Consider the following 12,817-nt stretch of genomic DNA (forward strand, 5'->3'; position numbering starts at 1 on the left):
TTTAGTCATACTTCAACGGTTCACTGCCTGCACGCTGCCGTAACCAGTCAATTGAGCGTTGGACACTTTTTTGTTGAATTAACCATTTTTCGAGACGATATTTTCCTGGAAAATTCAGACAGATAAGACCGATAAATAAAGTTAACAACCCCTGCCCAGGTAAAACTAGCATGGCTAGTCCCATTACCACTAACACAAGTCCCAAGCAGTTTTTCAACGTAATAAGTACTGTCCTGATAACAATATGCTTATCAGCCCAAGGTGTTTTATGTCTCTTTTCTGCTGTGAAATAATCGGCTGGCATTCTCACAATCAGGTAAGGGATAAAGACTAATGAAGCAACAAAACTCAGGATGGAAATGATGCCTAAGGCCCATAACCATGTTTCGTTACTCCATATTGTCTTAAACAGCTCTTCCATTAAGGTGACGATGCTGTTGAACTTACGTTGTATTTAACCTGCATCTGATGCGATGCACCAGGTGCAATAATAACGCTGTTGGCCAGCGCATTGGCGGTCTCAACACAGATAAAATGCCCATAATCGTCTGCATTCATATCATTCAACAACGAAGCTCGGGTCCAGGGGTTCCAAACCACAATATTATCTGCGCCAGATTGTTCAATATCAATCTTTCGGCTCAACGATTGGTCAATAATCTGAACATGAGCGGGAGATTCGAGATAGACACGATCGGTCTCAGCAAAGGGCGTAATGTCACCGACCTGTGTATGTTTAGAAAAGTCTAAAGTTTTATCCAGATAATCGATCCCATCTAAGCCTACCACCGTGGTCTGAGAAATCTCACCAACCAAAAAATACGTGTGTAGCGCTTTTGAGATACTAAATGGTATTTCACCTCTATTTTCAGTAGTCAGGGAAATATCGAGCTGATCACCAATGACAATTTTCTTGCGTAGACGAAACTCACTCGGCCACCACTGTTTACTGGTTGCTGTAGATTCCAAACCTAATGTGATTTCAGCAATATCATCGTGTAACTGACAGTCAAGCACATTCCATAGCAAATTACGGGCAAAACCATGAGCTTGCCGACCTAAATTACTGGGATCTTCTCCAAACCATGGCCAGCAAACGGGTACACCACCACGTATCGCTTTGCCTTGTTGGTAGATGGCTTTGTCACTCAAATAAAAAAGATCATGTTCCATTCCATTTGATTTATACGACAATATTTGCCCTCCATAGAGAGCAATCGTCGCAGAGGCTTTTTTTGTGCTTACCTCAATGATAGGCATACCTGTTTGCCCTTCAACAAAGCACACTTTAGCCTCTTTACCAAACAGACGATTAAGCGTTTCTAAATCCTGCATATTCACTATTCCAAACGAAAAAACGGGCTTACGCCCGTCTCTCCATAGACAGTTAAGTCATCAACTATAAGGACAAATCCTTATTAGTGATGATGACCGCCTTCGCCATGAACATGACCATGCTCAAGTTCTTCAGCACTTGCTTCACGAACTTCACGGACAGTTACATCAAAATTCAAATGTACACCTGCTAATGGGTGGTTACCATCTACTGTGACGGTTTCATCTTTGATATCAACAACAGTCACAAGCACTGGGCCTTGCTCTGTTTCTGATTGAAACTGCATACCAACCTGAACATCATCAACACCGCTGAATAATTCGCGTGGTACATCTTGTTTTAATTCTTCGTGTCTTTCGCCGTAGGCTTTTGCAGGTTCTATGCTTGCTTTCACTGCATCACCTGCTTCTTTACCATTCAGTGCATCTTCCAGACCTGGGATAATATTACCCGCACCATGAAGGTAGGCTAATGGACCTGCTGCTTCAGAGCTATCGATGACGCTGCCATCGTTATCTGTCAGGGTATAGTCGATGACTACAACAGTATTATCTGCAACTTTCATTTACGTTCCTCACTTAGATGTTTTGGATTACAGCTGCAGCATAATCACTACAACCTATTGATGCTATCACCATTAAACTCGATAGATTTAATTATGGTTTTTCACATCCACAGTTATTAATGCCATAAAGACTCCTTGAGTAATATGGAGATAATAACTGTTACGCTAACAATATCAGGATGTCATATCCATCGGCTTTTGCTAGCCTGCACTGGTATAGTATCAATACCTGGCCCGCCATTAAAAGCCATCATCAGCTTAATTTTTTATCATCCAGATAAAGCGTAGTTGATTGATATTAAACGTGATGCTTAACCATCACCTGACCAATAAACGTTTTAACTAAACAACTCTATGATAAAAAAGTTGAGCATTTTATCATTAAACGCGTTCACACACTAATCATGACTAAGCTGATACTTTTTAACAAACCCTTTGATGTGCTGACACAGTTTACCGATGAAGCTGGTCGTAAGACGCTAAAGGACTATATCAATCTCCAACATATTTACCCTGCTGGGAGACTGGACCGTGACAGTGAAGGACTTGTATTACTCACTGATGATGGTCAGTTACAACACTTAATAGCGAATCCCAGATTTAAATTAGAAAAAACCTACTGGGTTCAGGTAGAAAATATTCCAGACACTAAGGCGTTAGAACAATTAATCACAGGTATCGAACTAAAAGACGGACTCACTCAACCTGCAAAAGCACGTCTGATAAGTCCACCGACTATCTGGGATAGACAGCCACCGATTCGTGAACGAAAATCTATTCCAACACAATGGCTGGAGCTGAAAATTACAGAAGGACGTAATCGTCAAGTCAGACGTATGACAGCAGCTATCGGACATCCAACACTTCGTTTAGTACGAGCGGCAATTGGTCCGTGGCAACTAAATAGTCTGGAACCAGGTCAATGGCTCTCCGTTAATGCCAATGACGTGATAAAATGGCGAGATGATTTGGAAGCCTCGAACAACAGTCGCCGCCGTCGTCGAACAGAACGATCGATTCCTTCTGGTCGAGGAGGAAATCAACGGCAAAATGACATTAAACCAGCCAGCCGGCCATCTCGAACCAGACGAAAGTCTTATCGACGCAGTGATTCGTGAGACAAAGGAAGAGACTGCCTGGACGTTTCATCCGCAATCACTGGTCGGAATATATCGCTGGATTCACCCGCGTAAGGGCGAAACCTATATTCGTTACTGTTTTTCAGGAACAGTGTCGGATCATGATCCTGACCAACCGCTGGATGATGATATCCACCAGGCCCTCTGGTTACCTTTTGAAGAGGTACGCCGCAGACAAGCGGATCTGCGTAGTACACTTGTAAGCGATTGTTTCCAAGACTATATTGACGGTCACCGCTATCCTTTGGATATTTTACGTAACTAAATATGAGCAATGTAAATAAAGTAGTCGTCGGACTTTCCGGCGGCGTCGATTCTTCTGTCGCCGCATTATTGTTAAAACAGCAATTTGAGCATGTTGAAGGCCTGTTCATGAAGAACTGGGTCGACTTCGCTGATGAAAGTGAGTGTACTGTCGAAGAAGATCGTAAAGATGCCAGCTCTGTTGCTGAAACTGTTGGCATCCCCTTTCATGAAGCAAACTTTGCCATGGAATACTGGGATTACGTTTTCAAGCACTTTTTAGACGAATACCGTGCCGGTCGTACACCCAATCCAGATATTCTTTGTAATCGTGAAATCAAATTTAAAACCTTTCTCGATCATGCTATTGAGCTTGGCGGCGACATCATTGCTACCGGCCACTACGCACGTGTTGAAGAACGAAATGGCCAATTTCATCTGTTAAAAGGCAGAGACCACAAAAAAGATCAAAGCTACTTTTTATATACGCTTGGTCAGGAACAATTATCACGAACACGCTTCCCGCTGGGTGATTTACCAAAAACCGAAGTTAGACGTATTGCTGAAGAAGCCGGTTTTATTAATCATGATAAAAAAGACAGTACGGGTATATGTTTTATTGGCGAGCGTCATTTCCGTGAGTTCCTAAGCCGCTATATTCCGGCTCAGCCTGGTGAGATGCGAACACCAGAAGGTGAAAAGATTGGTCAGCATGCGGGGCTTATGTATTACACATTAGGTCAACGTCAGGGACTGGGTATCGGTGGTCGAAAAGATAGCACTGGCGAACCTTGGTTCGTCGCCGGTAAAGATATGGATAATCAGATTCTTTACGTTGTTCAGGGAGATCATCCCTGGTTGTGGAGTCAAAACTTAACGGCAGACGAACTCTCTTGGGTAGCTGGCCATCCGCCACAGTTCCCATGTCGTGCAGCAGCAAAGACACGCTATCGCCAACCCGATCAAGCTTGTACGATAACTCAGGATGAGAACGGTCATATTCAGGTTGAGTTTGATGAAAAACAACGTGCGGTGACACCGGGCCAATCTGTTGTGTTCTATCTGGACGATGATTGTCTGGGTGGTGGGATTATTGTCTCGACTGATGCACCAGGAATCCATCCATGAGTATAAGTCCCCGTTTACGTGATCGAACCATTGCTATTACAGCCGTCGTGCAAGCTGCATCACTAGTTCAACAAGTCGCTGAAACCGGTCAGGTAAATAGTGCTGATATGAAAGTCATGTTGGAAAGTTTGCTGGTTGAGAATGCGCCAGATACTGAATCTGTGTATGGTTCAGTCAGTCAATTACGAACAGGAATTGAGGCACTCAACACCCAGCTTTCCAAGAAAAAAGACAAGAAAGATGTAAACCTATTGCGTTATGTTATCAGCCTGCTTCATCTTGAACGTCAATTAGCCAAGCAACCTGAAATGCTGGCATTAATAGATCGCGAAATTCAGCAGGTGCCCTCTCAGATAGATTACTTCGGTGAAATACTGTCACCACAAGTAATTGCTCGTTTTGCTGATATTTATCAACGCACCTTAAGTGAGTTAAAACCACGCATTCAAGTCTATGGTGATCCCGGCTTTCTACAACAGCCTGATAATATTAATCGGGTAAGAGCTCTGCTTCTTACGGGTATTCGTGCTGCCGTGTTATGGCAACAAAAAGGTGGACGACGCTGGCAGTTTCTATTTCAAAGCGGAAAACTCCTTAGCGCTACCGAAGCACTGTCGCGTGAAATTTAATTCATTCGTGCTTTAAACAGCCATAAGAAAAATACAATCGATAAACCTGAACCACCAAAAATCATACACATCACTACAATTTGATAGTGAGCAGCTGTGATGGGAGACACCCCTGATAAGATTTGTCCGGTCATCATGCCTGGCAAAGACACTAAACCTACAGCTAACATCGAGTTAATCGTTGGTATAAAAGCAGCCTGAAAAGCCTCATACCTGGCGGTGATGAAATCGATATTTCGTGATAATTCTGCAGATAACCGCTCTGCTGCCAAACTCACACTGTTCATCGCGTTAGCAAAAATCATCCCGGCTAATGGAATCATATACCGTGGTTCATACCAGGGAGAAAGACCAATCACGCCCTGGGTAACTAACATTAAGGTGAGCCCACTACCCAATAAAATACTGATAAAAACAATGGGATAAAGTGCGCGCCGTTGGTCTTTGACCGTTCCCAGTGCAATCCAGCTGGCAGTGCTAACCATGACTAACATGACCAGCATGACGATCCATGATTGTTCCGCAGCAAATACCGTTGTTAATACATACCCCACCAGTAATAACTGAATCAGCATGCGAATTAATGCATACACCGCAAAGCCAGCTTTTAATGACCAGCGCACCATCATCAGTAAAACCACAATGACCGGGATAAATGCCAGCGCCAATTGAAAGTTTGAAATAACTTGTACAGATGTATTCATTTACTACCCTGGATATAAAAAAAGGCTGCTTCTAATAAAGAAAACAGCCTTTTTTGCTTGATGCCACTATAGGTTAACTGGCAGCACGTCGATATTCATCCATTTCATGGAAATTAAGATAACGATAAATTTCCGCTGCCATTGGTTTAATCCCTGCAACCGCTTCTAGATATTCAGCCACGGTTGGCAGTCGTCCGATACTTGCTACCACCGCTGCAAGCTCAGCAGAAGATAAATAAACATCGGCATTGTTACCTAAACGATTCGGGAAGTTACGTGTAGATGTCGAAACAACAGTCGCGCCATCAGCTACACGTGCCTGATTCCCCATACACAGGGAACAACCCGGTGTTTCTGTACGAGCACCAACACGACCAAACGTACTATATACGCCCTCTTCGGTCAGCTGGAATTTATCCATTTTGGTAGGCGGAGCAATCCATAACTTAACAGGTAAGTTACGCATATTTTCCAACACTTTACTTGCAGCGCGGTAATGACCGATATTGGTCATACATGAACCAATGAACACCTCATCGATTTTATTACCTTGAAGCTCAGACAACGGTTTGATGTCGTCAGGATCGTTCGGGCAAGCCAATAGAGGCTCTTTAATTTCGTTCAAGTCAATTTCGATGACTGCAGCGTATTCTGCATCAGCATCAGGTTCTAATAACTGTGGATCATCCAACCAGGCTTTCATGCTATCAATACGACGACGCAGAGTACGCTCGTCCTGATAACCTTCCGCAATCATCCATTCCATCAGCGCCATATTTGAATTTAAGAACTCAATAATAGGTTCTTTATTCAAACGCACGGTACAACCATTTGCACTACGTTCAGCCGAAGCATCAGATAATTCAAATGCCTGCTCTACTTTGAGATCAGGTAAACCTTCAATTTCCAACACACGACCATTGAAAATATTTTTCTTACCTTTTTTCTCAACAGTCAGTAACCCCTGCTGAATGGCTGCATAGGGAATCGCATTAACCAAATCACGTAATGTGATACCTGGTTGCATTTCACCTTTGAACTTAACCAGTACTGATTCAGGCATATCTAACGGCATCACGCCCAGAGCAGCACCAAACGCCACTAAACCAGAGCCTGCCGGAAAGCTAATACCAATGGGGAAACGCGTATGTGAGTCACCACCGGTACCCACAGTGTCAGGCAAGATCATACGATTTAACCAGGAGTGGATAATACCGTCACCAGGACGTAATGAAACGCCACCACGTGTACTGATAAAGTCAGGTAGTTCATGCTGTAATTTGATATCTACCGGTTTCGGATAAGCAGCGGTATGACAGAAAGATTGCATAACCAAATCAGCAGAAAAACCTAAACAGGCTAGCTCTTTTAACTCGTCACGTGTCATCGCACCGGTTGTATCCTGAGAACCAACGGTGGTGACCTTGGGCTCGCAGTAACTGTTAGGACGAACACCTTCAACACCACAAGCACGACCGACCATTTTCTGCGCTAATGTAAAGCCTTTACCCGTATCCACAGGTTCGACTGGGCGTACAAAAATATCTGATGGCTCTAAACCGAGGGTTTCTCGGGCTTTATCTGTCAGACCACGGCCAATGATTAATGGAATACGGCCACCGGCACGGACCTCATCAGCCAGCGTGGTTGGACGCATACTAAATTCGCTGATGACATTACCCGCTTCGTTTAATATTTTGCCTTCATAAGGCAGAATGGTAATGATATCGCCAGTTTCCATATTCTGGACATCACATTCAATTGGCATTGCACCAGAGTCTTCCGCAGTATTAAAGAAGATAGGAGCAATATTATTACCGAGAATAACGCCACCCTGGCGTTTGTTAGGCACATAGGGAATATCATGCCCCATATGCCACAACACAGAGTTAATGGCTGATTTACGTGATGACCCGGTACCCACAACATCACCGACAAACGCCAGTGGATGGCCTTTTTCTTTCAACTTCTCGATGTCGCCAATAGGGTCATCCATTTTGCTGACAAGCATGGCTTTAGCATGCAGTGGAATATCCGGACGGCTCCAGGCTTCTGTCGCGGGTGATAGATCATCCGTATTTGTCTCACCTGGCACTTTAAATACGGTTAACGTGATCTGTTCAGCTAATTTAGGACGGGAGGTAAACCATTCTGCATCAGCCCAAGATTGTAATACGCGCTTGGCGTACTCATTGCTCTCTGCTTTTTCAACCACATCATGATAAGCATCATAAACCATCAATGTTTTGCATAAGGCTTTTTCAGCAGTCGCGGCTGTTTCTTCAATATCGAGTAGCTGGATCAATGATTGCACATTGTAGCCCCCCATCATCGTTCCGAGTAACTCGGTCGCTTTTACAGGAGAAATCAATGCACATGTCACTTCACCTTTTGCGATATCAGTGAGGAAGCCGGCTTTCACATAGGCCGCTTGGTCTACACCTGGCGGTACTCTATGAATAAGAAGTTCTAATAATTCTTCACTGTCATCGCTTCCGGATTTGAGCTGTTCAACTAAGGTAGAAACCTGTTCAGCATCAAGTGGTAACGGTGGTAAGCCAAGTTTGGCGCGTTCTTCAACTTGCGATTGATATTCTTTCAGCACGTATGTGTACCCCAAAGTTTGAGAATGAAACGGTGACATTTTACCTGAAAGCGTTTAGCACGAGCGAACTCTGCTATAATTTCGCACAAATTTATTAACTAAATCTTTCATCGGAGTATTCATGGATTTAACCGCTTTGACCGCGATTTCACCGGTTGATGGCCGCTATGCCGGAAAAACTGAAGCGCTACGCCCATTCTTTAGTGAGTATGGACTTCTGCGCGCCCGTGTAGAAGTAGAACTTCGCTGGCTACATTTACTCGGTAACAATGCCAGTATTCAGGAAGTACCGAAACTTAGTCAAGAAGCAGAAGCTTTTTTAGACAACATCATCAATAGCTTCTCTGTTGAAGATGCCCAAGAAATAAAAGATATCGAACGTGAAACCAATCACGACGTTAAGGCCGTTGAATATTTCATCAAAAGAAAATTTAAAGACAATGCAGAACTGAACGCTGTTAGCGAGTTTGTTCACTTTGCTTGTACTTCAGAAGATATTAACAATACCGCTTACGGTATCATGCTGAAAAATGCCCGTGAAAAAGTCATTTTGCCTGAAATGGATACGGTCATTGCTGCTATTCGTAAGATTGCACAGCAACACGCTGATACACCGATGATGTCACGCACTCATGGCCAGCCAGCATCGCCTACGACACTGGGTAAAGAATTGGCTAATGTGGTTCAACGTCTCGAGTTACAACGTACTCATGTGGCTGCAGTTTTACTCTACGGGAAAATGAATGGTGCAGTCGGTAACTACAACGCTCACTATGCCGCCTACCCTGATGTTGACTGGCCGATGATGGCAAACGCGTTTGTTACAGGACTGGGACTGCGTTGGAATAAATACACCACGCAGATTGAACCCCATGACTACATGGCTGAACTATTCCAGGCAATGATTCGCTTCAATACGGTATTAATTGATTTTTGCCGTGATGTTTGGAGCTATATTTCTATCGGTTATTTCAAGCAAAAAACAGTGAAAGGCGAAATTGGTTCATCCACCATGCCTCATAAAGTCAATCCTATCGACTTTGAAAATGCTGAAGGTAACCTCGGCATAGCGAATGCCGTGTTTGATCATTTGGCTCTGAAACTGCCTATTTCCAGATGGCAACGTGACCTGACAGACTCGACTGTGTTACGTAATTTAGGTGTCGGTTTTGCACACTCTTTATTGTCATATAGCTCCGCCTTGAAAGGTATTGGTAAACTCGATCCAGCACCAGAAGTTATGGCCGCTGATTTGGATGCTAACTGGGAATTATTAGCTGAACCAATCCAGACAGTAATGCGTCGTTACGGTATTGAAAATCCTTATGAAAAGCTGAAAGATTTAACTCGCGGCCAGCGCGTTAATAAAGACATCATGCAAGCATTCATTGATGGACTGGATATGCCTCAAGAAGCCAAGGATAAATTAAAGGCAATGACGCCCGCTAATTATCTGGGTAACGCGGCAGAACAAGCAACAAACGGTTAACAATGATTGAAGCTATCCCGACTGACGATCCAGCAATCCCATTCGACAGTCGGGAATATGCAAGCCAATACACTATCGAACTCATTGAGTCAGCTAGGCAAGAAATTTGTTTTTTCGGTCCTGAGTTGGATAGTGTTTTATTCAACAATCAAATGGTCATCGATAAGTTAATCACATTTATCAACCAGAGTCAGCGCTGTACAGTTCGGTTACTTGTTCACAATACACGGCAATCTACAGCACAAAGGCATCTGCTCATACCTCTTGCTCAGAGACTCTCCAGTAAAATTCAAATTCATATTGCTGACAGACAAGATCAAAAACTACGGCATATGAGCCTGTTGGTTGATAAAAAAGCCTTTTTATATTGTCCAAATGCTAATCGCTACGAAGGTGTAGTTGATTTTGATGCCACGGGTCAGGTCAGTAATCGCAAGAAAGACTTCGACGATATGTGGGCCAGAAGTGAGTTTGATTTGAATACGAGGCGTCTGCAGTTATGAAAAATCACATTTTGACAATTGCGTTACTCATGTTCTGCTCAACGATATTAGCAGATACAAACATCCATACCATTGCATTGAAACATCGTCTCGCCAATGAAGTCGTAGAGCAGGTTCGGCCCTTTTTGCCTGAGACAGCGACGATAAGAGCCTATGACAACATGCTGATTTTAAAGTCGGATCGAGCCACGCTTGCTAATGTTGAACAGCTCATCAAAAAACTCGACACACCATTAAAGTCTGTCGTCATTACTGTCTTGCAAACCTCACAAGAACTTCAGCAACAATCAGGGAGTGAAGCCAATATTACACTTTCAGATTCAAAGCCAAATGCTTCAGTCAAACTCAAGGCATGGTCAACAAAAGGTAAAGACGATCAAGACAATCAATATCAAGCTCAGGGGATTGCTGGTCAGCCCATCACCATTAAGTTAGGTAATGCAAAACCTGAGAAAGACTATCTTTATTTCATAAACGGCAGCGGCGACATTGGTTTGGCTACCAATACGTACTATACGTCAACGGCAAATGGTTTTAATGCTGTCCCATTTTTATTGGCTGATAACAGAGTTAAAATCGATATTCACCCTTTCTTTTCAGATAGAGCTCAACAAGGGCAAATTAACTCAAGTGAAGTGATTACTTCGGTACAAGGTGAGTTAGGTAACTGGATAAAACTGGCCTTTGTTTCAGAAGATCAACACGCCCAGCAAAATGGGATGAAACGTTATCAATCACATCAAGCACAACAGCAAATTATCTATCTGAAAGTTGAAACATCTTCAAATTAATCACAAGAGTATTTATGGATATTAAAGAAGCGATTCTTACACGTCGTTCTGTTAAGCATTATGACCCTGAACATCAAATGACCGCAGAAGAAGTCAACATGCTGATGGAGCATGCGATTTTATCTCCAACAGCCTTTAATCTTCAGCATTGGCGTTTTGTTAATGTTGAAGACAACGCTCTGCGTCAAGCTATCCGTGAAGCCAGTTATGGCCAGGCACAAGTCACTGATGCCTCAATGTTATTAATTCTATGTGCTGACTTAAATGCCTGGGAGAAAGATCCGCAACGTTATTGGCGACATGCGCCAAAAGAAGTTCAAGATTTTATGTTGCCCGCTATTGAGGGCTATTACACTAATCATCACCAAGGACAACGTGACGAATGTTTTCGTTCAGCAGGCATTGCTGCAGGAACAATAATGCTGATGGCTAAAGGTATGGGCTATGATTCTTGCCCGATGGATGGCTTTGACTTTGATAAAGTCGCCAGACTAATTAACTTGCCACATGATCACGTGATCGTAATGATGATCACGATAGGTAAGAAACTACAGGATGCACGTCCACGTTCAGGACAGCTTGATCTTGAGGAAGTATTTTTTACAAATACGTTCCCAGAACAAACTAAATAATAGGCGGTGGCGCTTCTGATACGCAGTTGCGCCCTCTCCTCTTCGACATATAAAGCGCTCTATCTGCACGTTGCATAAAGCTTTCACTGCCTTCAGATGGTACATAACGAGCGACACCAAAAGACAAAGTAATCGTGCCTAAGGATTCCCGGGTATCTTTACGCTGAATTCGTTTTGAGGCAATCTCCAAACGAATATTCTCAGCAACGTTTTTAGCATTTTGCAAGCTGGTATTCAATAAGACTATAGCGAACTCTTCACCACCGTATCTCGCCACCAGATCTCGCCCCTTAACACTATCCTTTAGTGAATTAGCAACAACACGCAACACCTGATCGCCGACCAGGTGTCCATGCTTATCATTGATATTTTTAAATAAATCCAAATCAGCAAAAATAATACACACATCTAAGCCAGAGTCATCTGCATCATGTGTCACTTTTGTCACGACTTCATCGAAAGCCTTACGATTTGCCAGTCCAGTAAGCGTATCGGTTTTTGCTTCCTGCTTAGACACATCAAATTCTTTCTTGAGTTTTTGTAACTCAGACATCGCCGTGTTTAAGCGCTCAGTTAATAATTCACCACTGTTCATGGCCTGGCGTGTTTCAGCCAAAATATCATCGACTATTTGATGAATTTCGGCTGCAGACATATCACGGTTAATTCGACTTAACAAATCATTTAAACGTTGATTTGTCTTGTCAGTATGCATAACACTGCTGTAGATGAAGTTGATCACTTCTTTCAGCAAACGCGCCAGTTCAAGACGCATTTGGAACACTTCTTCGCGCTCTTTTTCAATATTGAAATAGCTTTTAAATAAATGCTGACATTGATTCTGCGTTAATACTGGCGTTTCTTTAACCATGGAATTAATAGCTAAAGAAAGGGCTTCATTGGCACCGGAAACATGTTCATACCATACGGTATAATTATCTGGCGTCATTGGCACCCCATGCTTTCGCATTAGGGGCAACGCAAGCCGCATATATTCCGCGGCTTTATCAGATAATTCGTTGTAGTCCATATTTCAGTTTGGCCTTATTAAGC

14 protein-coding genes are annotated in these 12,817 nt (G+C 43.1%); 8 read left to right on the top strand and 6 right to left on the bottom strand.

Going from position 1 to position 12,817, the window contains the following annotated elements; all coding sequences use genetic code 11:
- Position 1 precedes the first annotated feature (1 nt).
- From B3014_RS03920 to slyD, 3 genes are all read right to left on the bottom strand, one after another.
- A complete protein-coding gene (locus B3014_RS03920; protein WP_286304467.1) occupies positions 2–421 on the bottom strand; it encodes a PGPGW domain-containing protein in 420 nt (139 codons plus the stop codon).
- Entirely contained in the window at positions 421–1,335 is a 915-nt protein-coding gene (locus B3014_RS03925; protein WP_289244777.1) for a D-hexose-6-phosphate mutarotase, read from the bottom strand. The genes B3014_RS03920 and B3014_RS03925 overlap by 1 nt, the downstream gene beginning before the upstream one ends.
- 83 nt (positions 1,336–1,418) lie before the next feature.
- Positions 1,419–1,901: a peptidylprolyl isomerase gene (slyD, locus tag B3014_RS03930; protein WP_286304465.1), complete on the bottom strand. Its 483-nt coding sequence runs from the start codon at positions 1,899–1,901 to the stop codon at positions 1,419–1,421.
- A gap of 404 nt (positions 1,902–2,305) precedes the next feature.
- On the opposite strand from slyD, the gene B3014_RS03935 reads away from it, so the two are divergent.
- The 4 genes from B3014_RS03935 to hflD are packed head-to-tail and all read left to right on the top strand — an operon-like array spanning position 2,306 to position 5,040.
- Positions 2,306–3,019 (top strand): pseudouridine synthase, encoded by a 714-nt coding sequence (locus B3014_RS03935; protein WP_289244776.1) that lies wholly within the window; start codon positions 2,306–2,308, stop codon positions 3,017–3,019.
- Positions 2,925–3,305 carry an NUDIX hydrolase gene (locus B3014_RS03940; protein ID WP_289244793.1) on the top strand — a complete coding sequence of 127 codons (381 nt, stop codon included), beginning with the start codon at positions 2,925–2,927 and terminating at the stop codon, positions 3,303–3,305. Before B3014_RS03935 ends, B3014_RS03940 begins: the two co-directional genes overlap by 95 nt.
- A 2-nt stretch (positions 3,306–3,307) precedes the next feature.
- Positions 3,308–4,411: a tRNA 2-thiouridine(34) synthase MnmA gene (mnmA, locus tag B3014_RS03945; RefSeq protein WP_289244775.1), complete on the top strand. Its 1,104-nt coding sequence runs from the start codon at positions 3,308–3,310 to the stop codon at positions 4,409–4,411.
- Positions 4,408–5,040 (top strand): high frequency lysogenization protein HflD, encoded by a 633-nt coding sequence (hflD, locus tag B3014_RS03950; protein ID WP_286304462.1) that lies wholly within the window; start codon positions 4,408–4,410, stop codon positions 5,038–5,040. Before mnmA ends, hflD begins: the two co-directional genes overlap by 4 nt.
- On the opposite strand, the gene B3014_RS03955 is transcribed toward hflD, so the two are convergent.
- On the bottom strand, positions 5,037–5,744 hold the full coding sequence (locus B3014_RS03955) for an ABC transporter permease (RefSeq protein WP_289244774.1): 708 nt from the start codon (positions 5,742–5,744) through the stop codon (positions 5,037–5,039). The two genes, hflD and B3014_RS03955, sit on opposite strands and share 4 nt — an antisense overlap.
- A 73-nt stretch (positions 5,745–5,817) precedes the next feature.
- Positions 5,818–8,349, bottom strand: a complete 2,532-nt coding sequence (gene acnB / locus B3014_RS03960) for a bifunctional aconitate hydratase 2/2-methylisocitrate dehydratase (protein WP_289244773.1) — start codon at positions 8,347–8,349, stop codon at positions 5,818–5,820.
- Positions 8,350–8,470: 121 nt separating this feature from the next.
- Between acnB and purB the strand changes: the two genes are divergently transcribed.
- From purB to B3014_RS03980, 4 genes are read left to right on the top strand one after another with little or no spacing between them, the layout of a single operon-like run.
- Positions 8,471–9,838, top strand: a complete 1,368-nt coding sequence (purB, locus tag B3014_RS03965) for an adenylosuccinate lyase (protein WP_286304459.1) — start codon at positions 8,471–8,473, stop codon at positions 9,836–9,838.
- Positions 9,839–9,840: 2 nt separating this feature from the next.
- Positions 9,841–10,341, top strand: coding sequence for a hypothetical protein (locus B3014_RS03970; RefSeq protein WP_289244772.1), 501 nt, complete (start codon positions 9,841–9,843; stop codon positions 10,339–10,341).
- The gene (locus tag B3014_RS03975; RefSeq protein WP_289244771.1) at positions 10,338–11,132 is read left to right on the top strand and encodes a secretin N-terminal domain-containing protein; all 795 of its coding nucleotides are present in this window, start codon (positions 10,338–10,340) and stop codon (positions 11,130–11,132) included. The genes B3014_RS03970 and B3014_RS03975 overlap by 4 nt, the downstream gene beginning before the upstream one ends.
- A gap of 14 nt (positions 11,133–11,146) precedes the next feature.
- Complete coding sequence (locus B3014_RS03980) at positions 11,147–11,764, top strand: nitroreductase family protein (protein WP_286304456.1); 618 nt, start codon at positions 11,147–11,149, stop codon at positions 11,762–11,764.
- Here the strand turns inward: B3014_RS03980 and B3014_RS03985 are convergent.
- Positions 11,757–12,794 carry a GGDEF domain-containing protein gene (locus tag B3014_RS03985; RefSeq protein WP_286304455.1) on the bottom strand — a complete coding sequence of 346 codons (1,038 nt, stop codon included), beginning with the start codon at positions 12,792–12,794 and terminating at the stop codon, positions 11,757–11,759. The genes B3014_RS03980 and B3014_RS03985 overlap by 8 nt on opposite strands.
- Positions 12,795–12,817: the final 23 nt, after the last annotated feature.

Source organism: Methylophaga sp. UBA678 (assembly GCF_002299105.1).
In the GTDB taxonomy this organism is placed as follows: domain Bacteria; phylum Pseudomonadota; class Gammaproteobacteria; order Nitrosococcales; family Methylophagaceae; genus Methylophaga; species Methylophaga marina.